The sequence below is a fragment of the Paenibacillus sp. 102 genome, assembly GCF_039549175.1.
Classification (GTDB): Bacteria; Bacillota; Bacilli; order Bacillales; family Bacillaceae_G; genus Bacillus_A.
The window spans coordinates 75,201-97,514 of record NZ_JBCGHT010000014.1 but is presented as its reverse complement, the minus strand read 5'-3'; the positions used below and the strand labels follow the sequence as shown (position 1 = coordinate 97,514).

Here is a 22,314-nt window from a genome sequence, read left to right as displayed (position 1 = left end):
TTCTTAAGTTGATGGGCATGTATAGTGACCCCTAAGAAACAATTACCTCAGTATTACCCTTGAAAAAGTCTGTTAGAGGAATTTCATTCTCTGACGCCACTTTTCTGAAATCGGATATAAATTGCGGATTTACTTGAATATGTGTTTTCATACTTTCGTAAAAACTACCTGATGTTAATCCTGCAAATAATGTGTTCAACTCTTTTACAACAACACCATCTAAAGGAATGTTTTTAATATAATACATTATTCTATGGGAGTTACTATTTGCCATTTTGTAACCACCATATTTATTTAAATTTCCGCTTTCAAAAAAATCTTTTTTCATAAAAGCAAAAAATCCGGTTCCCTTTAAAACTTTGGTTTGATCTTCATTAGGCATACTAAAGATAGAAAGGCAATTAGTAAGTTTTTGAATAAAACCTTGCAATTCTATATCAGGTATAAGTTTATGTGTAAGTAAAACATAAACCAATTCCCAAAAATTACTATAATCAATATATATTTTAGAAAATATGCGTTGTTTCCAAAGAACTCGAACAAACTCATCGTTACTGTCTTTCAATTCGATAAGTTTATCAGGAAAATGTGTCATAAAATCACAAAATATTTTTTCCTCAGACATAATAAACTCTAAAGAAGCATTATAAACTTTTGAATCTGAAGAATATATTATTTGTCTCCAAAATAATCTTACTGATTCGTCTGGATCAAAGCTTAAACTGATATTTTTATCATAAATCTCTTTTAAGAGCTCAGATATCTCAGATGGTTTCACCACTAATGGAATATCTTTAATTAAATAAGATGCATCCGATGTAGGGTCAATATAAATAGATTTAAAATGCTTATCTATTCTAGCTAATAATCCTTCTTTTCCTCCATTTACTACGAACTTCATAAGGTTTGATTCAATAAATAACCAAAACATATCAACATGACTATATCCAATAACAGTATCTTTAGCATGAGCACATTCATTTCTTTTTCTCTTCCAAAATTTTATATCTTCCATTATTTCATCATTAATTAAATAATAGTTATTTTGTGATCCTGCTCTGGATTGCGTCGTATTAAACACAGCAGTTTCCCAAGCATTATCATTTTTTATTTTTTCTCTTACTTCTTCCCATTTATCATCTTTAACCAAAGCAGGACATTCACTTTTCAACAAACGCTCCTTTAATATTTTCATAAAACCTAAATAAGACATCAAAAATGACGCTCGATATGCTCCCACTCTATAACATAATATAGATTGGGGTCCCGCCAACATTTTAACGAAAATATACGCTAAGTCTTCGATAATCACCGGCTTGGCGTTTTTTCTTACTCTAATCCGAATAGTCCGGGTCGTGCTGCCCGGAACCAACGGTTATTCAACGTCCTACTGTTTAAGCAGTCATTGGCGGACATCAAGTATACGTTCTGAAATACCTAATGACTACTAATCTTAATTAGTGATCATTAGAAATGCGGAAGGTCTATTATGGAAAAAGACGAGTCAAAATTTAGACGACCTTAATAAAAAGAGATAGAACGGCTTTCAAAAAAACATTGGACTATTCTATGTCGTGACATGACTATTGGAACAGCTCACTAATGGTATAATGTCTTCCTTGGCAAAATTCAGCTCAGACCGTTCGGATGTCTCTCCAAATATTTTGCTCTTGCTCCATTCAGCAACTCCATCAATACCATAATATCTTCCTCAGTTGAATCGTAGTTCGTAATGCAAGCTCGCAGTACTGGAGCCTTGTTTATTTCGTATACTGAAATCCATGCCTGCCCTGAACGTAATATCTCTTGACATATAAATGATGCGAAATTCGATTGGATCTTTGAGTGAATATTGGAATCTGTAAAGCATACGACAGGCAATACGGTATCATTGACAACCTTCCAGTTAGAGCAAGCAAGCTCCCAGCGTAACCGATTGCCCATCTCTGTCTGGTGCTGCACCATGCTGCGATAGCCTTCCCAACCAACCGTTACAAGCGATAAATACACTTTCAAACCGATAAACCTTCGCGACCATTGAATCGAATGGGTGAACGGATCAATAACATCCAGATCAAATCCTTCTTTCGGCATATAATCTGCCGTGATACTGAATGTTTTATGTAAGATGTCCTTATGTCGTGTAATATAAATTCCCGCCCCCATCGGGACAGACATCCACTTGTGCGCATCGAAGGTAATGGAGTCAGCTCGGCCAATACCATGAAGTAGTTCAAGCAGTTCTGGTGCAAACACGGAGGCTCCACCGTACGCAGCATCCACATGCAGCCACAGTTGCTCACGTTCAGCCAAGTTTGCCATTTCGTTAATGGGATCAATCGCTCCGGCGCCGGTCGTTCCACCCGTCGCAATGATGAGAAAAGGAGTGTATCCAGCAGCGCGATCCACTTGAATTTGATGATGAAGCGCATGAACATCGATATGCATTTCAGAGTCCGTCGTAATAATGCGAAGGGAATCCGTACCCAGGCCGCAGGAACGCGCTGCCTTTACCAGAGAATGGTGGCTCTCAGCAGAGGCGTACATGACGGGATTCGTGGGGAGTGACCTCAGCCCCTCTTTGGTATAATATGGAAAATGATGCACTAGTGCGGTCAGTACGGCCGTCAAATTTGCTTCCGCTCCCCCCGTTGTAAATGTCCCATCTGCTGCCTCTGCTGAATAACCGAATTTTGAAGCTATCTCTTTCAATACATAATTCTCCATTTCGACCGCTACAGGTGCATGGCTCCAGGCTGCAAGCTGCGGATTGAATGCTGCAGTAATCGTATCCGCCATAATTCCCATGAAGTTGGGCCGCGGATTATATAGACCGAAATATCGCGGGTGTGGCGTATGTACCTGGTATTGCCTTAATCCCTCCAGGATATGATAAATCGCCTCGCGCGCGCTGACGGGATGCTCAAAAGATAATCTACGTGCGTATTCTGCAACCGCATCCACGCTGAGTTCAGGTGAGACACGAACCTCGCGTATGTGCGTCATATAGTCATTGATTTGCTCCAACAGATAGATTCCAATGTCCATGCGTTCGTCCGTATCAAGATTAAGAATTGAATTATGCTTCATCATGTGGAAAATGCATCTCCCTTCATCTTGTAAAATTCCATTGCTGATTCAGATTATACACTCGTAGAACTCGGGTGTATGCATCTTTGAATAAAACCGCAACATTTCGAAACAATATCTCTCCACTTGGCGACGCGGTCGGCGCACGCCAGCGACGGTAGCCAAAATGAATAATCCACCATAAAATTTGAAACGTGAGCAAGCATCTATACTTAGAGTAGGAACTATTGGCTTTATTGTATTGAATATTGGCTTAGCGTATATTTTCGTTAAAATGTTGGCGGAACCCCTATATGAATAAGCCAACAGGTAGCGAGTGATTCCTTAATTCGATTGTGTAGTTAATTAATTATTAAATGATATTTGATTCCCCTTCTCGCTTAAACCATCATTTGAATTTTTTATAAAATCTCTATTTCTCAATTTATATTTATATAATATGCAAAATTGCATATTCATTATGAAAACTTAGAAAACTCAACAGTTTAAGGTCTTGTACAACCAAAATATAAGTAAACAAACCGGAATAATTTGAATTATTTCCCATTTTTTACAACCCCCTACCTTTACAGGATGTATATATATAAATATAATTTTCAAAAAATATAAATATTCTGTTTGAAACAGGATGTAAAAACAAAGGAGAAGAAAAAATGAAAAAATCCGTCGTTACATTACTAGCAACCGGGATGGTTTTAGGCGCTCCATTTTCAAGTGCCTTTGCAGCCGAACAAGTATCACAGCAAGAAGCTTTGAACAAAATGGAAGTCGTTCAAAAACAGTGGAATGATGAAAAAGGAAATCCATCCTTCCTTTCAGGAGAATTATCTGATAAAAAGGTAGATTCAGAAAAAGCAGTAAAATCGTTCCTTGAAGAAAATAAAGAATTATTTAAAATCAACCCACAAACTGACTTAACACTGAAAGAAGTAAAGTCAGATGATTTAGGAATGAAACATTATGTGTACATTCAATCTATTAATAAAGTTCCAGTTGATGGGGCACGTTTCATTGTTCATACAAATCGTGATGGAAAAGTAACAACAGTAAACGGAGACGTACATCCCGCTGCCGCTGACCGTTTGAAAGGAAATACAAAGGCAAAGATTTCAAAAGAGACTGCCCTTTCAAGTGCATGGAAACATATTAATCTAGCAAAAAAAGATACATTGGTAGAAACAAATGGGACTCCGTTAGAACAAATAAAAGAGCAAGCAAACTCTACAAATGAAAAAGCAGATTTAGTTATTTATGAAAAAGACGGGAATTATTACTTAGCTTATAAAGTACAATTACAATTCGTTAAACCTTATGGAGCAAACTGGCAAATCTATGTAAACGCAGCAGATGGAACAATTGTAAAGTCATATAATGCAGTTACAGATGCAGATACTCCGCAAAAAGGCTATGGTAACGGCGTATTTGGGGATCGAAAAAGTCTGAATACAACTTACAGCAGTCAATATGGAAAATACTATTTAAAAGACACAACAAAGCCGATGAACGGCGGCTTCATTGTGACAAATACAGTCAAAAACGCTACTAATTGGCAAAATCCAACTAATTACTCTCTATTCGATGCAGATAATGCTTGGGTAGATAAGAGCCAAGGTCCTGCAGTTGATGCCCATTTTAATGCAGGAAAAGTATATGATTATTATAAAAATGTTCATAACCGCAATAGTTTTGACGGAAATGGTGCAACGATTCGTTCTGGAATCAATTTCGGAACCAAGTACAATAATGCATTCTGGAATGGACAACAAATGGTTTATGGAGATGGTGATGGTATTAAATTCGCACCGCTGTCAGGTTCGCTTGATGTTGTTGCACACGAACTAACACATGCGGTAACTGAAAAATCAGCTAATCTTGAGTACTTAAGTCAATCCGGGGCACTAAATGAATCTTTTTCTGATGTATTTGGATATTTTGTTGATCCAACCAACTGGGATTTAGGAGAAACTGTATATACGCCAAGAGTTGCAGGAGATGCACTTCGCAGCTTATCAAATCCTGAAAACTATGGCCAACCTACTCATATGAATAACTATCAATATTTACCAGAAACAGATGAAGGAGACAATGGCGGCGTACATATCAATAGCGGTATTCCAAATAAAGCTGCTTATTTAACAATCACTGCTATTGGTAAAGAAAAAGCAGAAAAAATCTATTACCGTGCTTTAACAACGTACCTTACAGAAAAAAGTGATTTCAGCGAAGCACGTGCTGCTTTATTACAATCTGCTGCTGATTACGATGGCGTTAATAGTGCGACATATCAAGCTGTGCAAAAAGCTTGGAATGACGTAGGAGTAAACTAATAGTTTCATTGATAGAAGAGTATAAAAGGACAAACTTGCTAGGAGTACCTGGCGAGATGTCCTTTTTTGGTTCTGGTGCAAATAATATGTAGATTAGAAATAGCAGTGTAGATTCCTAATGAAATCTACTACTTTGCGGTGTGACCGAAGAGTTGATTGATTAACTTGATTTGTTTTTTGACAGACTTCTCCCCTTGCAAAGTCTGTCCTTTTTTAATCATTCTCATCGCTTCCAGTCCAGCCAACACTCGTTTAGCTGATTGAAAAGATTTCAATCCTAACATGGTACGTACTCGCTTCTTGATAAAACGATGATCTTGCTCGATTATGTTATTCAGATATTTTATTTGTCTTATTCGGATGTCAGCGAGCATCCGTTGTTCTTTCTTCAATTGTTCTATAGCGATAGGATACGCTGGATTTTTATCAACGGTCACAACACGAGGTTTAGAAACATGAAAAGACGGCAAAGCTTTCTTAAAAAAGCGCTTTGCAGCCTTGTGATCTCTTGTTTTACTGAAGATAAAGTCAATGGTGTTTCCTTCGGAATCAACAGCTCGGTATAAGTACATCCACTTTCCTTTGACCTTAATATACGTCTCGTCTACTCGCCAAGAATCATTCGTTTTCTTAAGATGACGACGAACTCTCTTATCTAGCTCAGGACCATATTGGTGAACCCAACGCATAACCGTTGTATGAGCAATGGATAAGCCCCGTTCCTCCATTATTTCGACTAAATCACGAAAACTGAGGTTGTACCGCAGGTACCATCTTACCGTTAATAAGATAACATCAGGCTGATAATGCTTCCACTTGAATACATGTTCCTTTTCCATACCAATCACACCTTTTCTAGAGTAATAGAATCAGTATATCCAAGTTTTAGAGATTACTTACACGTATATTAAAGTTTTTGAGACAAATATATCAAGAATATAATTAATTACATCTGTACATTTGGGTTATTATGGTATAGGATAGATCACGAACGTATGTTTCGTGTTGGTGATGTCTTTTATTAAGTTAGAAAGGAGGATATTAAATGAAAAAAACTATGAATTTATCATTCTTTATATTTGTATTTGGATTAATTATTTTCAAAAATAAGGATTTGCGGAACTTAATTTCTAAATTTCCACCAGTTAGACATATATTAGTTCTCGCGGGAGAGAAATAAAATTATTTGGAAGGTAAATTTATTAATGCGTGAAAAAAATTAAAGAGCGTTTCAATTGTGATCGGAGTGTTATTGGATGCAAACAAAAAAAGTTTACCTTTATGTATTTAATACAATGTCAGACTGGGAATATGGGTATTTAATTGCTGAATTAAACTCAGGAAGATATTTCAAAAAAGATATAGCACCTTTAAAAGTAGTTACAGTAGGAACAAATAAAGAAAGTATTACTACGATGGGAGGACTGAGCATACAACCAGATATTTCTCTTGATGAATGTACTCTTGAGAGTAAAGACCTTTTAGTCTTACCTGGAGGGAATACTTGGAGAGAAGATGTTCATCAACCTATCTTAAAAAAAATTGGCGAAGCTTTAAAGCTTGGAACGATTGTTGCTGCAATTTGTGGTGCAACTGAGGTCCTCGCGAATATGGGATACCTAGATTCTAGAAAGCATACAAGCAATGACTTAGAGTATATTAAAATGGTCTGTCCTAATTATAAAGGAGAAAAATTTTATGAGATGAGACCTGCGGTATCTGGTGAAAATTTGGTTACTGCATCAGGGGTTGCACCTCTAGAATTTACGATGGAAGTACTGAAACAATTAGATGTATTTGCACCCGATACATTACTTGCATGGTATAACCTAAATAAGACTCATAATCCTGAATACTTCTTCCAGTTAATGCATTCAATAAATAGATGAGCTAACGGAAGGGACGTACCCTCGAATCTTAGGATGAACCTTAAGCTATTTCTCATTTCTTAATTGGATAACACAGTTCCGAAAGGTGTACCTTTTGATACTACAAAAAATAAATTTCTCAATACAGATATAACTGTCATCTACGGTTTTGATATTAAAAAATATAATATAATAAAAATAAGATGGTTATTACCTTTTGTTTTCCTCCTTATGCTGAAGATAAGATCGCATTCCTCGATCTTATCTCTTTTCTTTCTAGAAATTTAATATAAAAAGAATCCTTATCTAAGGATTCTGCAACAAGAAATAACAAATATATAAACAATAAAAAGAATTACTTATATTATAGTTTATATATTTATATTGTAATATTGAGAAATATTTACGTGAATCCAGTATGTATTATGTAGCAATCGTTGAAATGGCTTGTTTGTAAACTAATTGCTGCTTACCATGAGCCATCATAAGAACAGTGAATTTGTCTATCGCAAGGATCTCCCCACGTATTGGAACTCCGCTTTTTAAAAATACAGTAACCTGCTCTTTTTTCTCTTTTAGTTGTTCAAACATATCCTCTTGAAAATTTCGCATTGTTTATTCCTCTTTTCTGTTATATTTATTTTTAATCTAAGTTGTGCAGATTTTCATTACCAGGTCTTTGTGTTTCCCGTTCGCTTTCGATTTTTCGAAACCATTTACCGATTTTACTTAAATAATATCTCTTTACTTCCCCATATGGAATCCAAATTTCACGTTCTTCGATTCGATCCATTACTTCACTAAGAATCTCATCATGCTCGTATTTTTTAGGTCTTCTATGATTCAGTTGTACAAATTTTGTATATTCCCTACGAAGCCAATTAGAAATGCGTTCTTTTTGTTGTTGTCTGAGATGCGACCATTTCTTATTTGTTTGACGGATCTGTCCATTCACTTTTATATGATTTTTCATAGACACGCCTCCTATTACTGTCAAAATGAGAATATAGAATTATCGTAGCACATCGACCTCAAAAAAGGGCAAGAATCCCTTGGTGAAAGTATGTATTTTGTTTATTAGTAAATACGGTACGTGAAATTATTTATATACATTTTGAAAAAGCTCCTCTGAAAGGAGCCAATTATTTTACAAGATTCTTCTGTAATTCCTCTATTATAAGCTCTGCACCTGCTGGACTTAGCGTAATCTTTCCGTCTGCTAAAGAGATATTTTTATCAGATACTTCTCCTGTTATTACACAAGCACCATACGCTTCATATTTTTTCAAGATGATCTTTTCACCTTCTACATAAATCTCTAATGGTGTCTTTTCTTCAATTTCCAGCGTGCGTCTTAACTCCATTGGTATAACGATACGTCCTAATGAATCTAATTTTCGAGTTACTCCTGTTGATTTCATGAAATCTCTCCCTAATATATTCTATAGCTCTATATGTCTCATACCCTATGCCATTTTTTCATTGTAACAGGCTTTCTCCGTACATGAAAAACATTATGACCCAAAAACTTACGACCAGAAGCAAGATGTTTTTACACTTTTGCTTAAAGGAAATAAACCTATCTTCCATTCACATACTCCTTTCTTTTTAGAATTTATCTACCTAACAGCTTTTTATATGCTACATTGGCATGAAAATAAGCTAAAAAATCGAAATGAAGCAATTCGCCAACTCGTTGAGAAAGGGTTAAGTCGCAAATAACGACTAGCCTTTTCTATTTCCTCCAAAAAACCTTACATCATTTTTATAACCTCCAATAACTTCTATAACGCATTTTGTTTTATCCAATACCTATCGTATTTCCTAACAAATAAAAACTCGATACAAAGGAATCTGAGAGTCCGTTTTTTGATAAGAACTTCATTTTTTGAATAAATTAAAAAAAGAGCTGAATGTAGTTCTTCCAGCTCATCTATTGATTGCTTCCGTATGCGTACAAGATGGAAATTGAGAACAACCAAAGAATTTATTAGCATTTTCCTTTGAATATCGAATGATTAATTGATTTTTACAAATCGGACATTTCCGTTCTGCAGGTTCAACTTGCTGATACACATCTTCTGCTTTTTGCTCTGGATTCACCTTATTAATGAAATGTTGAAGCCCTACACGATCTATCAATTTTACATTGCATGCCTTGGCTAATTCCTCTGCTTGCTTTGTATAATAACTATTGGTTACAATCCATGCTTCATCTGCTTTATAATACGCCTTCCCTGTATATACTTCTTGCACAGCCCGAACCCCAACTCGATTCTTTATCCCATATCGTTTCGCCTGAATCACAATACGATTTTTCCCTTTTAATACGATGTCAACTCCATAGTCACAGGAACATTTTGTGACTTCTGGACGGTATCCAAGTTCTCGAAAGAGAGCCTTTAGATACACTTCAAACTGATATCCATCCATTTTATCTATAATGTGAATACCCGACTTTGCCATTCTCTTCAGGATTCGAATATCACGTATTTTTCCGTATCCCCAATTCAACATATGAAAGATAATATAGATACCCATTCCATACAAAAAAAGCTGTAATATTCCTAGTGTTGGTGATGAATTATACACTTCGTTCCATCTCCTTTTTCTGTCTTGGTACCAATTGTTTCTTTTGCTGTCCTTGCGGTTGTATATGAGATTGTTGCTGTTTTTCTGTTGATTGTATGACCTTCTTCAGTACATCATTCCAATCTTTTTCTTGGGAAGGAAGGTGCATTTGGACACGTGGATTAATCGTTAAAGCTCCCATCTTTTCCGTAAATTCTTTCCCCGCTTTATCATTATCTACTGCGAGGACAATCCGATTCACGGGAAATCCTTCATCTTTTGCCTCTTTAAATGTGCGTAAAACTGTCTTCATCTTTAGACCATTCATACTGACTAGCCTTGCATTTTGTAGTCGATTTTGTTGTAGCGTCCAATAGGAAAGAAGGTCAATCGGACTCTCAAAATAATAAATGGATGTTGGTTTTCCAACATCCACCATAAACCCTGTATGCGGTTTTCCATTCGGCAAAATTTGTTTAAAGGAACCTCGTTTATTTGCCATCTTAACCGTCCCTTGACGCTCTGCCCCTACTATATTTCCTGTCCCACCTTGTTCTCGCCATTTGAATACAACATTCTTCTTTTTGTCCTGTGCAATCAAGTCTTGACCAATCAACCAATTTACTAAACGAGCGTCAATCTTCCGTTCATCAGTTAAATAGTGCTTAATGGCTTGTTTATCCTGGACTTCTAAATGCCCTGGATAACGGAAGGGCTCATCTTGTGTTGGTTCTTCTTCCTTAGAAGATGTAAAAGTAGGATAATCACCAAGATTCACGTCTCGAACTGCTTCTTGAAAAGTCATACCATAGTACATCCTGGCAAAGCTAATCGCCCCGTATCCTTTCTCTCCTCGGCTATTCCATGCAAACATATTATCCCGAATAATTAGGCTGTCATGCTCGGTATGACGATAATAATTGCCCTCCTTTTGAAATTTCTCCCCTTTGGCCTCTAAATACGATAACAGATCCACATCTTTTGCTTTCATGACTTCCTCCTCTGCCAGTCGATATGTCATGTTGGCACCTCCCCTTGTTGTGAATGGTTTCAAGAATAAAAAAAGAGAACTGTTTGTATCAGTTCTCAACATCGTTTATTTTCCAAATAAGAATTTTAATCGTTTCTCTTGCGTACTGTAGGATAAACGAGCATCAAATTTCTTCCCATTATTTTTGGACTCAAACCCTTTGATTTGATCGGTCATATTCTTTTCTAATATTTTGATCACATTGTTACTGCTAATTTTTTTCCCAGATACCGTCCCTGGAATAATGAATTCACAAGTCTTTTTATACTGTTCACATAAATAGTTTGTTTTTCCTACAATCACTCGGCTCTTACACAGTGGACATTTTCCTAATGTGCGATCATCAATCGTTGGAAAACGGAATTTTAATCCTTCTTGATCCAGATAGAGTGCCGCCGTAAATTCGCCCTTTTCTCCTTTAAATCCTTGAATGAAATCTGAGCATTGCCCCTTCAGAATCTTTTTCAATTGAGAAGGAGGAATCGCTTTTTCTTTGATTTTTGCTGGTAACATGAACTTACAACCATTTTTATATTCTGTACATCCAAAAAATGTTTTCCGGTGAAGAATATCTCCCTTTTTACAATCTGGACACTTACCAAGAGACAGCTCCTCTGTCGTTGGAAACTGGAATTGCACTTTGCCTTCTCGGAATACTAAATGCGCTGAAAACTCTTTCTCACCAGTTTTAAAGCCTTTTAACAGATCCGTTTTCTTACTTTCAAACAGCTTTTTTATTTGTGCTTCAGGAATCGCCTTTTCTTTAATTTTCTTTGGCATACGGATCTCACACTCTGGATAATTACTACATCCATAGAAGTTTCCTTTATGAAGGATTTTCCCCTTTTTACATGGGCAACGGCATACTTCAATTTGTTGATTCCAATTCAAAATCATTTCATCTGCCACTTTTTCTTCCGTTTCTCCAAGTTTCTCAACCGTTTCTTTTACAAATGTATTCGTATTTTCCACAAACTCACCATATGGCATCTCTTTCTTTTCGATCATATGAATCATCCCTTCCATTTCAGCCGTATAAGCTGGATTTTTGATTTCATCTATCGGAAATTTCTCTACAAATGCACGACCAATTTTCGTTGTACGAATTTGGCCATTGGTAACTGTGATATAATTTCTCGTTGCGAGTTTTGGAATAAAGGTTTCTTCTGTCGCAACTGTTCCAATCCGCTTCCCCTTCATTAACTCTTTTAAATGGTCATCATCTAATTTACGACCAGCGGTCTCCATAAACGTTAGAATCGAGCTTTCTGTATGAAATGCTGGTTTCTTTGTTTTTGACTGCATTAAGTCATGTTTTACGATTTGGAAGGAGTCTCCCTCATATAAAAAAGGGATTTGAAAGCTTTCCACAGAACCTTCTTCCATGTCCTCATGAAATACGCTTAAAAATCCCTTCTCTTGAAGAACCTTTTCTTTTGTACTATATATGTTTTCTTCTTGATCTATAAACTGTGCCTCACGTACCAAATAAACAGCCGGTGACATAAAGTTTCCAATAAATCGTTTCACAATGAGGTCATATAATTGAATTTCTAATGGTTTTCTATTGGTCCCGTCATATGGTTTTTTTGTCGGGATGATGGCAAAGTGACTATCTACAAGTTCATCATTAAATGTGGCATGTTTTTCTGTGATGGTATGCGGATCTACAAGTTGCACCAACTCCGCATAATTAGTAGACTGCAAGGCTTGAAATACTTCCTGTACCCGGCTTACCTTTTCCGTTGGTAAATGCCTAGACGATGAACGGGGATAGGAAATCCAACCTTCTTCATATAAACTCTGAATATGTTTTTTTGCGGTCTCTGCACTCACTTTTAATTTCGCATGAGCATCTTTATACAGATCCGTCAGGTTATATAATAATTTGGGTTTCTTCTTTCTCGTATTCTCTTTAAACTCTGTTACTCTTAATTCCGTACCAACTAATTTTGCACCAAGTTTTTGCAAAGGAGCCGGATCTAATAACTGGTCTTCTGTCTTCATAACAGCTTCTAATCCATTCTCTGTGATGAGTTTTAGATTATAGTAGGTTTGTTCCTTATAATTTTCTATGGCTACCTCACGTTGCCAAATCTCATGTAACAGGCACATTTGCACACGCCCTGTTGCTAATAAAAATTGATTTTTAGCAAGTTTCGTTGTACATCCTCTCGTTACATTGATTCCAAGAAGATAGTCCAGATATTGCCTTGCTTTTGCGGAGTTTGCAAGCCCGTCATAATGTTCTCCTGGCTCTAATCGGTTTAATCCCGCCTCTAATTCTGCTGGCTCATACGAAGCAAGCCAAAGGCGAGATTGTCGTTTATTTACGCCCGCATATTCATACATTTCACGATAAATCAACTCGCCTTCACGGTCTCCATCACAAGCGTTGACCACATGATCTACATCCTGACGTTGCAACAAATCTACTAGAATATTGATTTGTTCGATATAATCTTGCTTCACTTTGTATTCCGGCTCTAACAAAAGGGGCAAGTGTTCAAATTTAAATTCTTTGTATCTCTCATCTATTTCTTCTGGATGCTTCAGCTCCAATAAATGACCCGAACACCAACTAATAATGTACTGATGGTTCTCAAAGTAACCAAAATACGGCTTACTTCCCATATGCTTCTCTGCATTTCGAAATCGTGGTGACTTCAATAATTCGTATGCAACTTTCGGCTTTTCCGCAATAAATAATGTTTTTCCCATTACCCATTCCTCCTCATGTATGTAACATCTTTAATTTTGACGCTTGATTCTCCGCATTTTGAAGCGTTTCATCACACATTGCCCCATCCATAAACAAATGTTCAATGCCACGACTACAAGCAACATACAGCCAGCAAATAGCCATGGATTCATGACATCTTTCTCCATTCCCAATCTTTCTGCAAAAACACATACATTTGCTTTTTCTCTGACAATATTTCACGTGCCATTTGAATTTTTTCTTTTGGAAAAGAAATAAAAATCAATTCTTCAGCATTTTTTGTTTCCGCCCATACACCCGTATAGTCAATGTCTACGATTTCAACGATATTTACCATTCTTTTCTCTCCTTTCGCTGTTTAAAAAAAGAAGAGCACTGTTTCACAGTACTCTCCTCAACCTATATCTATCTAGCATGTTCCATTTCCGCTTCTTTTGGCTGCTCGTTCTTTTTGACACCTTTGAACCGATGAAAAATCTGTGCGAATTTATTTTGACTTTTTGGTTCTTTCTCCTGGTTAGACTCTTTTTTATTGTTTTTATCATATTCCTGTTTTTCTTGATCTAGGGCTTTTTCAATATTCGTCAGCTTTTCCCGTTGGGAATCTGTCAAGTTCAGCCCTTTCAATTCCTGAAGCGCTTCTTTCTTTAGCTTGTATACTTCAGGATAAGAATGTATTTTCTCGAATTCTTTCATTTCTTTGACACGCTCTTCCCGACTTTTCGTATACTTTTCTTCTTGTTGCCCTGGACTATTATCCTGTTTTTCTTTTGATGAGGTTTGTTTATTTGAATCTGATCTCTTTTCATTATCAACTCCTAATAACATAAGCAATTCTGCCTGGTATTGTTCCTTGAAACGTATCTCATCCTGAGAAGGAGCAATCTCTTCTAAAATTTGTTCCTTATACGACTCTTTATATGCCTCTTTGGGCATTGCTTTAGGCATTACCACATGATTTTTTTCATCTAGTGGCTCTAGAGATTCGGCTGACCGTTCTACTTGGTACTCCGTCTTAGGGTTAGCTGTTTCGTCCATTCTTTGCCGCTCAATCGCTCTTTGTTTTATCAAATTTTTCACCACATCAGACAACTGCTTCTCTCTTGTAAGTCGAAGAGAAGATTTCGACCAATTCTCACCATCTATTTCTTGTTCATATACTTTTACTTTCCCCGTATCATGATGAATATCAATTGTGATATCTCCTTGCCCCCAGTCCATTGCGCTTGTCACAGATGGAATTGCAAAACGAGTAACACCAGGTTCCACTCCTCTTCGTTTTTCATGCATATTCCCTTCAGGAAACCTTTCTTTTTGTTTTCCAGTCATCTGAAGTGCTTGTTTATACAAAGCTTCTCTGATTTCTTCCTGCTTCAGTTGTTCTTGTATAATCATTTTTCACTTCCTCCTTTATAATAAAAAATCACTTCTCGTTCTCAACGATAAGTGATGACATTGTTTCTTTATTAAGTTGTGTACACAAGCCATCTATCGCTCTAATTCCACCTCTTGTTTCTTTTTCTTTGCAACATTTTGGAATTGTGCAAAGTTCGAGAATGGCTCAAACTGCTTTTCCCAATCAACCACTTTCGATTCAGTCTGCTTCGTAACCGTAACTCCTTCTTTGTTCAACTTTTCTTGTACTTTACTTTCTAATTGATTAACAGACTCTTGGGTAATGAGTTCATTATCAATTGCTACATTTTTGGTTGTAAAATAACGTTCTTCCACCTGTACACGGCTTATAATACTATCAATATCGTTCACCGTTTCATTAGATTGAGCCCGTTTAAACGCTTCATATTTTTCACTTAATTCTTTTTCCATCGAAGCCGTAACATGTTTAGCTGTATGAGGAATTGGCTGTAATTTTTGTTCTAATGACTCAATGGGCGCATATCCTTCTTTCTTCATTTCTTTATATAACTCTACTTCTTTTTCACTAAACATTGGATTTTTATGATCTTCTGCTTTATCTACCAAAACACCATATCGTTCATCCTTTACTATTTCATCTAGACTCATGATTGCATCCTTTTCATGTAGAAGAAACGATTGATTGCCTTTTCCGTCGAAGATGGAATTCTGAACTTTTTCATATACATCTGGTTTCAAAATATTGTCCAAATAGACATTTTCTCGACTACCGCTTTTCTCCATTAAAGAAACATATAAGTCGTCTCGATCAGACTTATCAGGATTCCATACTGATAAGTAGTTGATTTCTTTTGTCACGGCATCCATCATGTGTATTCTTGCAACTTCCTCATCTTGTTTATCCTTATCCAAGACTTCAATCGTTACCAAATGAACAGGTGTTTCTTTTACATTCTCCATACTTTCCACCTCTTTTTCTTGTATTTGTTCTTTCTCTTTTTCCAAAATTTCTTCAATGGTTTCAATAAATTCAGTAGAAGTTTCATGTACTTCTTTTAGTAATTTTGATTTCTCTTTTAATTCTTTTCCTTGTGTCCAGTTGGCTAAGTATCCCAATGAATATTCGCTTGTATCAATTCCAAAATAAGAAGAAACCGTATAAGCTGTCATTTCTGCTTGAAACTCTTTTTCGGGTGCTGTGTAACTCATATGTGTTTCTGCTGTATGGAGTTTTGCATGGGCTAGTTCATGAAAAAGCGTTTTTACATTTTGCAATTCACTATTTCGTGGGTTTAAAGCAACCTCTTTGGTTAAGGTGTAACTCACCCCCTTTGCAACCCCAAGCTCATGTTTCGGTTCAATAATTTTCACACCGTTCTTTTCCGCAATAGCTTCCATTCCTTTGTACAAACTCTTATAATCTTTCACAGTTCCTTCTAGCCAACGATTTGGAAAAATACGAGGTAAATCTTCCGCTTTTGCGTTCGTTTGTGACACATCGAATACATAGCCGACAGAAAAATATAAGCGACCCGGTTTCACTTCTACACTTTTAGATTCAATTTGCTTCTTCTCTTCTTCATTTGCCTTCGCAATAGGTTTCCAAGTACCATCTTTACCTTTAAATTTTGTTGTTGTCTGGTTCGGAACTAGAATCTGAATTCCTTTCTCACCTTTTTTTACAGAGAATCCTTTTTCTTTCCAAAAAGAAAAGGAACCCACAGCTCTGGATCCCTCAAATTGATTCTGTATTAATGCAATATTGGATGGTGAATAACGATAAAACTTTGCCATAAATGATAAATACTCTTTTAAATCTTCTGGTGAACGAAAATAACCTTCTATACTCTTTTCCATCTTTTTTGTTAGTGCTACTACCTTTTGTTTTTTCTCTTCAAATGAAACAGGGGAACGCTTTTTATTCATTGTTTTCCGCTCCCTTTGAAGAAGCTTCTATTAATTCATCCATCGTTTCTTCATTCCATGTTTCTAAGTCTGTTGGAACACATATTTTATGAGTTTTCATGTTGATGGGAATCAATAAATCGTTTTCTGGAAGCTCAATATAATCAAATAACTCTTGTTCTTCCTCTTCTGTTAATGGGATTGTTACTTCTTGATTTGCGATGTGAAAAGTAACTTCTCTTTCGCCAATAGATTTTATAATTCCAAGTTCAATGTTTTCATGAAACAATAGCATTTTATCTTCTCCTCTTTTATTAATCATTTATTTTCAATCCACGATTGTATTCTTTCTCATAAACCATTTTGTTACCTTATGACTCCAAACAACACATACAATAGCAACAATAGAATAAGAGAGGGAGTACACTCCCATCTTATGACACATATATGCACCTAATACATTTGCATAACCAAACAACAACCATATCCCCCCTGTAACATAGGGGGAAGTTTTGTTCGCAACTTTTGTTAATTGCTCAAACACTTTTTCTAACTTTCTCATTGCATACATCATCCTTTCTTTATCAATTCACCTCCTCCACTGGCACAAATACTTCTTGTTGTTGCCCCCTCGAAGCTTGATAATCTATCTTCTTTTGTCGTTTATGTGCAATTCTTTCCTCTACTACCTCCCTTATATGTTTTGTTGCTTCTGTTTCTGCAATATCAGTTGTACAAACCCCTTGATACTGTTCATGCTCATAGATGCCATTCATAAACTCAATTAACATTTGTGTATTTTTATCAGCACTATTCGTACCCAGTCGGATTTTTGTTAACTCTTCTTTTAATACTTCATGAAGATGTTTTGTCACAACTTCCGTAATATATCGAAGCGACCATTCTTGTTGTTTCGCTTCTTTATGTTCTTTACAAATTCGAGCGATTGCGTCACCGTTATAACCATTTCGGATTTTATGTTCTTCCATATATGCTGTAATATATTGATCTGTTTCCTCATCGATAGAAAACACTCTCCTAATCTTTCTCATCGTTCATATCCCCTTTCATTTTGTTGTTGAATTTCTCTCTGAAGGCGTTCATAGTAACGTTGATTTTTCCAACTTTCATATTCACTTTTGAACGCACCCTCCATTTTTCTTAATGCATACTGCATCGAAACATTTTGTTGAAAGTTCTTTCGCTGACTGGGCTTTCGGTCTAACATTTTATCAATGCGTTGTCGTTCTTTATCGTATGCTTTCATCTCTTGTAAAAACGCATTTCCCATTCGCTTGTGAAGCTCTTCTATTTTATTTTCTTTATAATTTTCATATCGTTTCTTATCACCAGAACCTTCTCCATATGCTCTCTTTAATACATCTACTTCTTGATCTAACTTTTGAAGAAACTGTTTATAATCTTCTTTATGATGCTTCTCAATATATTTTTTCGTTAATGCATCAAGATGAGGACGGAGTGGGCGTAATGTATTGTAACTGTACTGCCATTGCCTTTTATCCTCTGGTAAGCGTTTATAAATAAACTGGAATAATGGTTTTAGTTCTCGGTTGCGCCATGTGAATGTGGAATCTTCTTTCTTTTTCGCAACCATATTCTTTCGAATCAAATCATTAATCTGTTTTTGTTCCTGACCACGATCCATAATATTTTGAACAACTTTTCCCTTCATCGCATCCAATGTTTTTTGTTTTCGCTTTCCGCGATCTCTTGTCGGAAATGGTTCAACAGTTGCGACATGAATATGAAGGTTATCCGTATTATAGTGAATCGCTCCTGACCAAATGGCTGTATGTTCTAGCTTCTCTCTTTTTAACATTTCTTTCATCGCTAACCGGGTGACATCCATTAATTTTGTTTCATCTACAGTACGTGTTTTAGGATCATACACACCATGTTCAGCGAGCCAGTCATTATCAAAAGTGATGACATCTTGCCACATAATACTTTTATTCTTTTGAGCGAGCTGAAACATCTTTTTTAGGTCTTTCTTTTCATTTTCCTTTAAACCGTTACTATGCTCAGTGAAGAGGGAAGATGTCTTCTCTGCATCTCCCATATAATCCTGATACAGAGAAAACATTTTCTGATGTGCTTCCCCTTCTCTCTTTGCATCTTCTCGGTCGACATACTCCACATAATCCTGAAATGTTTTTCCATCCGCCGTAACAAAACGAGACACAGTCACAACACCAGGCGTCACCTTTGCTTGTGAAGGACTTGTTGAATGACTCATGCCTCATCATCCTGCGTCATCATTTGTAAAAAAGCATTCATTTCTTTTACAGCTTCAAAACAACTTTCCATCGCATAGATATTTTTTTCTAGCAACTGTTGAAGATACAATTCACGATTTTGTTGTTCCCGGTAAAACGCCAATGTTTCAATTTGCCCTTTTAAAAATTCCTGTCTTGAAATGTTTTTCTTCTTTGCAATTTCATCTAATCTTTTGATCGCAACTGGACTCAAATTTCGGATTTTAATGTCCATATATTATTTCGCCTCCATTCGTTCAGAACACTACACCCAAGAGAGAGAAGAGCATAAGGGTTTTTTGCCCCCACCGAGGGTGTGGGACTAGGCAAAGCCTAGTAAAATCGTGGGGTCATGAAAGTAACTCAAGTGTTGAGGTGCTGTTGACTCAAAATCGCCTGATGTTGATGTCCAGTAGACCCAAATGTTGAGGTGCTGTTGACCTAAAACCCCTTAATGTTGAGATGCTGTTGACCCAACTTTTTTCACGAACGCTCTACATCTTTTGCCTTCTCATCTAATTTTTTAATCTTTTCTTTCACTTGACCTTTCTCCCATTTATATAGTTCAACCTTCTCTTTTGACTGGTTAATATTCGTTTCTTTTGAATTGATTTTCGCATCTGTTTCCATTTTTTCTGTTTCAGTTTGGTACTTAGAATCGTTCTTCCATTCTGTGATTTGCTTTTGCCACTCTGTTTGTTTGGATGTTTCTTGTTTCATGACTTCATCGTACTGTTTTACTTTTTCTTCTAAGATTTTTTGTTCCATACCGATAAACACTTTCGCATAAGCGCCTTTACTCTTTTGTGAAATCCCCTCTTCTATTTCTGTTTTCTTTTGATCGGAGAAGAATGATTTTAAGAATGTTTGCTTTTCATCTTCTTTTGAAGTTTCATTTTCTCCTTCAGCCTTTTGCTTCGTCTCTACTGTTACATCTCGATTATTTTTTTCAAATATATCGAGCGCAACTGCTTGCCATTTTGGAGATAGTTCTTTCACTTGTACAACCATATTTTCATCATCTTGGTACACCACTTTTACTGGTAATTGAAGATTCGGATTTGCTTTTTCTTGCGCCTGGAACTGATACTTTTCTCCATCTCCTCCCTCTACATGAAGAAACATTTCTATTGTATGAGAAGCTGGATCATACGCTCTTTTCTCTATTGTCATGGTTCGATTTCCAAACAACGCAACCGGCTTTTTCAGCTCTGTATGATAGACTGGTTCTTCATAGGGTAAATATAATTTCGAAGTAAAAAAGCCAAAAAAACCAAAAAACATAAATCCTACAATCAATCCATATATCCATGATTTTTTACGTCTTAAATTCACACCATTATTTACAACTTCCATTTACTCAACACCTCACTTTTTTAAGATGTAACGATCTGAACTGCTAGTTCTTCTACATTAGTTACTTGCCAACTCTCTTGATTTTTTTGTACCGTTACTTTCATCACATTTTTCGTTTTATCTGTTGTTCCATTCGCACCAATCGTCACGGTATTTTGAAATTCTGCGATCACTTCTACCTGAGAAGCACCAATTTTATAGTCTTGTAAATATAACTTCATATCAGATGGCTTAGATACGTATGTGTCCCCCATTTCAAATGTATCCGTTGGATAAAAGAGCTGAAACACTTCATCCTTCATTATTTTTTTTGCTTGTTCTCTTCGTCCTTCATACCCCTGCTTTTCTCGATGAAAGGATAACTGAATAAACTTCTCGACTGCCGAAAGATACGATTGTCGTTCTTGTTCCTGTTCCGAAGGAAGTGTTTCTTTCACTTTCTTTTTCAGTTCTTCATTTTCAGTTTGTAACACCTGGTTACGAACTTTTAATTGCTTTACATCACCCGTTTCATCGTTACGAGAATACAAAAAGATGTTCAAAAAAGTAACGCCTGCAATGACAATTGCAAGCGTTACAAACCAGACTTTTCTTTTATCTTTTTCATTCGTTTCACTCACTCATTCCGCCTCCTTAACTTGTAATCTCTTATCCAGTTTTGTTATAGTCTTAGTAACGTCTCACATGTCCTTTAAAGACTCGACTCCAATATGCATCCGATAGATTTTCGATTGAAACTCCTTTATTTGTTTGACAACCAATGAATGTATTCTGGTCAATGACAATCCCAACATGACCATCATGTTTATACGTATCAAAGAAAATAACATCACCAGCTTTCATCTCCATTGGTGAAATTTGTGTACCAATTTTATTCAAAGTTTCTGTACTCACCAGTCCCACAGAACCCACATTCATCCCCACTTGTTCAAATGCCCAGCGGACAAAACTTGAGCAGTCAAATATACCTACAGCAATTTCAGATTGTTTTCGTCCACCACCAAATACATAGGTAGAACGTCCAATCCATTGACGACCAACATCGGCAACTTGCGAGCCAGAAGAACCGCCTCCTGCGCTTCCTCCACCGTCATTTACTGGCACGCCAGGTATATAATATTTCAGTACCGCATCAGTATAAAGTGCGTCGCCGTAGCATGCCCCATAGGGTATCATTTCTGGTCTTACACAACGATACATACCCGTATGTTTTACCTTCTGATATGTTTCTGCGGAGAACTGAATCGCTAATTCTTTTGTGTATTTCCCACCATTTTTAGCAATAAAATCAAAGAATCCTGTTCCAAAGTTGTAGGCCTGCAAAGCGGTTTTTATGTGATCCATATCACCTGGTCCCGTTACACCCGCTCGCTCAATCGCATGCTTAAATTCCTGTACTCCCGCCCAAATGGAGTAATCAGGATCCGTAATACAATTTGGTTGTTTACAATACTTTGTGTTATAAGCTCCTTCAGAAGATTGCATGGGGTCAAGTCCACGTCCGCCACTTTCTTGCATCATTTGAGCCAACATTAAGGGTACAAATCCTTCTACACCAAATTCCTGCGCATACTTCCGAATGGTAGGCTCCCATTTCAACACTTCAGCCGAAACATTTGCTGTCCCCATACCACCCTGTGGGTATGTAATATCCCCTTGTTTTTTATTCCCTTCCATCCCACCGATTAGTGTCATTGTAGCTCCTATAAGAAAGGTTCCAAGAAGAAAAAGTAGACTCAGAGCAATCACAATGAGCCACTTTTTCGGAATTATCTTCAGTACAAGATGCATG

The 22,314-nt window shown here is 36.6% G+C and carries 24 protein-coding genes and 1 pseudogene; 4 read left to right on the top strand and 21 right to left on the bottom strand.

All coding sequences use genetic code 11. The features are described 5' to 3' along the window. Positions 1-31 precede the first annotated feature (31 nt). Entirely contained in the window at positions 32-1,372 is a 1,341-nt protein-coding gene (locus AAIE21_RS22610) for a hypothetical protein (protein ID WP_343268840.1), read from the bottom strand. A gap of 257 nt (positions 1,373-1,629) precedes the next feature. Then, a complete protein-coding gene (locus tag AAIE21_RS22605) occupies positions 1,630-3,093 on the bottom strand; it encodes a pyridoxal phosphate-dependent decarboxylase family protein (RefSeq protein ID WP_343268839.1) in 1,464 nt (487 codons plus the stop codon). A gap of 650 nt (positions 3,094-3,743) precedes the next feature. On the opposite strand from AAIE21_RS22605, the gene AAIE21_RS22600 reads away from it, so the two are divergent. Beyond that, positions 3,744-5,417, top strand: coding sequence for a M4 family metallopeptidase (locus AAIE21_RS22600; RefSeq protein ID WP_343268838.1), 1,674 nt, complete (start codon positions 3,744-3,746; stop codon positions 5,415-5,417). 128 nt (positions 5,418-5,545) lie between these two features. Here AAIE21_RS22600 and AAIE21_RS22595 read toward each other — a convergent pair whose 3' ends face one another. After that, on the bottom strand, positions 5,546-6,256 hold the full coding sequence (locus tag AAIE21_RS22595) for an IS6 family transposase (RefSeq protein WP_343268837.1): 711 nt from the start codon (positions 6,254-6,256) through the stop codon (positions 5,546-5,548). 206 nt (positions 6,257-6,462) lie between these two features. Here AAIE21_RS22595 and AAIE21_RS22590 point away from each other — a divergent pair, with 206 nt between their 5' ends. Then, positions 6,463-6,597 carry a hypothetical protein gene (locus tag AAIE21_RS22590; RefSeq protein WP_343268836.1) on the top strand — a complete coding sequence of 45 codons (135 nt, stop codon included), beginning with the start codon at positions 6,463-6,465 and terminating at the stop codon, positions 6,595-6,597. A 76-nt stretch (positions 6,598-6,673) separates the two neighbouring features. After that, positions 6,674-7,306 carry a type 1 glutamine amidotransferase family protein gene (locus tag AAIE21_RS22585; RefSeq protein WP_343268835.1) on the top strand — a complete coding sequence of 211 codons (633 nt, stop codon included), beginning with the start codon at positions 6,674-6,676 and terminating at the stop codon, positions 7,304-7,306. Positions 7,307-7,708: 402 nt separating this feature from the next. On the opposite strand, the gene hfq is transcribed toward AAIE21_RS22585, so the two are convergent. The 3 genes from hfq to AAIE21_RS22570 all read right to left on the bottom strand — a co-directional run bounded on the left by hfq (position 7,709) and on the right by AAIE21_RS22570 (position 8,706). Further along, a complete protein-coding gene (hfq, locus tag AAIE21_RS22580) occupies positions 7,709-7,897 on the bottom strand; it encodes an RNA chaperone Hfq (protein WP_343268834.1) in 189 nt (62 codons plus the stop codon). A 31-nt stretch (positions 7,898-7,928) separates the two neighbouring features. Then, positions 7,929-8,258 carry a transposase gene (locus tag AAIE21_RS22575; protein WP_343268833.1) on the bottom strand — a complete coding sequence of 110 codons (330 nt, stop codon included), beginning with the start codon at positions 8,256-8,258 and terminating at the stop codon, positions 7,929-7,931. A 169-nt stretch (positions 8,259-8,427) separates the two neighbouring features. Continuing rightward, positions 8,428-8,706, bottom strand: a complete 279-nt coding sequence (locus tag AAIE21_RS22570; protein ID WP_343268832.1) for an AbrB/MazE/SpoVT family DNA-binding domain-containing protein — start codon at positions 8,704-8,706, stop codon at positions 8,428-8,430. Between the two features lie 223 nt (positions 8,707-8,929). Here AAIE21_RS22570 and AAIE21_RS29665 point away from each other — a divergent pair. Further along, positions 8,930-9,007 (top strand): annotated as a pseudogene (locus AAIE21_RS29665) (ribbon-helix-helix domain-containing protein); the annotation flags it as partial. Positions 9,008-9,214: 207 nt separating this feature from the next. Here AAIE21_RS29665 and AAIE21_RS22565 read toward each other — a convergent pair. From AAIE21_RS22565 to AAIE21_RS22495, 15 genes are all read right to left on the bottom strand, one after another. Beyond that, entirely contained in the window at positions 9,215-9,826 is a 612-nt protein-coding gene (locus tag AAIE21_RS22565; protein ID WP_343268854.1) for a restriction endonuclease, read from the bottom strand. Positions 9,827-9,869: 43 nt separating this feature from the next. Further along, complete coding sequence (locus AAIE21_RS22560) at positions 9,870-10,877, bottom strand: DUF3991 and toprim domain-containing protein (RefSeq protein ID WP_343268831.1); 1,008 nt, start codon at positions 10,875-10,877, stop codon at positions 9,870-9,872. Between the two features lie 75 nt (positions 10,878-10,952). Then, entirely contained in the window at positions 10,953-13,607 is a 2,655-nt protein-coding gene (locus AAIE21_RS22555; RefSeq protein WP_343268830.1) for a type IA DNA topoisomerase, read from the bottom strand. 30 nt (positions 13,608-13,637) lie between these two features. Further along, on the bottom strand, positions 13,638-13,760 hold the full coding sequence (locus tag AAIE21_RS22550) for a hypothetical protein (protein ID WP_255299145.1): 123 nt from the start codon (positions 13,758-13,760) through the stop codon (positions 13,638-13,640). Further along, positions 13,757-13,945, bottom strand: a complete 189-nt coding sequence (locus AAIE21_RS22545; protein WP_187427796.1) for a hypothetical protein — start codon at positions 13,943-13,945, stop codon at positions 13,757-13,759. The genes AAIE21_RS22550 and AAIE21_RS22545 overlap by 4 nt, the downstream gene beginning before the upstream one ends. A 68-nt stretch (positions 13,946-14,013) precedes the next feature. Further along, positions 14,014-15,003 (bottom strand): hypothetical protein, encoded by a 990-nt coding sequence (locus AAIE21_RS22540; RefSeq protein ID WP_343268828.1) that lies wholly within the window; start codon positions 15,001-15,003, stop codon positions 14,014-14,016. A 93-nt stretch (positions 15,004-15,096) separates the two neighbouring features. Further along, the gene (locus AAIE21_RS22535) at positions 15,097-16,911 is read right to left on the bottom strand and encodes an ArdC-like ssDNA-binding domain-containing protein (RefSeq protein WP_343268827.1); all 1,815 of its coding nucleotides are present in this window, start codon (positions 16,909-16,911) and stop codon (positions 15,097-15,099) included. Further along, positions 16,904-17,185: a hypothetical protein gene (locus AAIE21_RS22530; RefSeq protein WP_343268826.1), complete on the bottom strand. Its 282-nt coding sequence runs from the start codon at positions 17,183-17,185 to the stop codon at positions 16,904-16,906. The genes AAIE21_RS22535 and AAIE21_RS22530 overlap by 8 nt, the downstream gene beginning before the upstream one ends. Positions 17,186-17,218: 33 nt before the next feature. Beyond that, a complete protein-coding gene (locus tag AAIE21_RS22525; RefSeq protein ID WP_343268825.1) occupies positions 17,219-17,452 on the bottom strand; it encodes a hypothetical protein in 234 nt (77 codons plus the stop codon). Between the two features lie 22 nt (positions 17,453-17,474). Continuing rightward, positions 17,475-17,942, bottom strand: a complete 468-nt coding sequence (locus AAIE21_RS22520) for a hypothetical protein (RefSeq protein WP_174104013.1) — start codon at positions 17,940-17,942, stop codon at positions 17,475-17,477. Then, positions 17,939-19,147 carry a MobP2 family relaxase gene (gene mobP2, locus AAIE21_RS22515; protein WP_343268824.1) on the bottom strand — a complete coding sequence of 403 codons (1,209 nt, stop codon included), beginning with the start codon at positions 19,145-19,147 and terminating at the stop codon, positions 17,939-17,941. Before mobP2 ends, AAIE21_RS22520 begins: the two co-directional genes overlap by 4 nt. Further along, positions 19,144-19,401 carry a hypothetical protein gene (locus AAIE21_RS22510; protein WP_098720199.1) on the bottom strand — a complete coding sequence of 86 codons (258 nt, stop codon included), beginning with the start codon at positions 19,399-19,401 and terminating at the stop codon, positions 19,144-19,146. Before AAIE21_RS22510 ends, mobP2 begins: the two co-directional genes overlap by 4 nt. Positions 19,402-19,649: 248 nt before the next feature. Then, positions 19,650-20,522: a hypothetical protein gene (locus AAIE21_RS22505; RefSeq protein WP_343268823.1), complete on the bottom strand. Its 873-nt coding sequence runs from the start codon at positions 20,520-20,522 to the stop codon at positions 19,650-19,652. 20 nt (positions 20,523-20,542) lie between these two features. After that, positions 20,543-21,142, bottom strand: coding sequence for a MerR family transcriptional regulator (locus tag AAIE21_RS22500; protein WP_343268822.1), 600 nt, complete (start codon positions 21,140-21,142; stop codon positions 20,543-20,545). A gap of 49 nt (positions 21,143-21,191) precedes the next feature. Beyond that, positions 21,192-22,313, bottom strand: a complete 1,122-nt coding sequence (locus tag AAIE21_RS22495; RefSeq protein WP_343268821.1) for a bifunctional lytic transglycosylase/C40 family peptidase — start codon at positions 22,311-22,313, stop codon at positions 21,192-21,194. Position 22,314 lies beyond the last annotated feature (1 nt).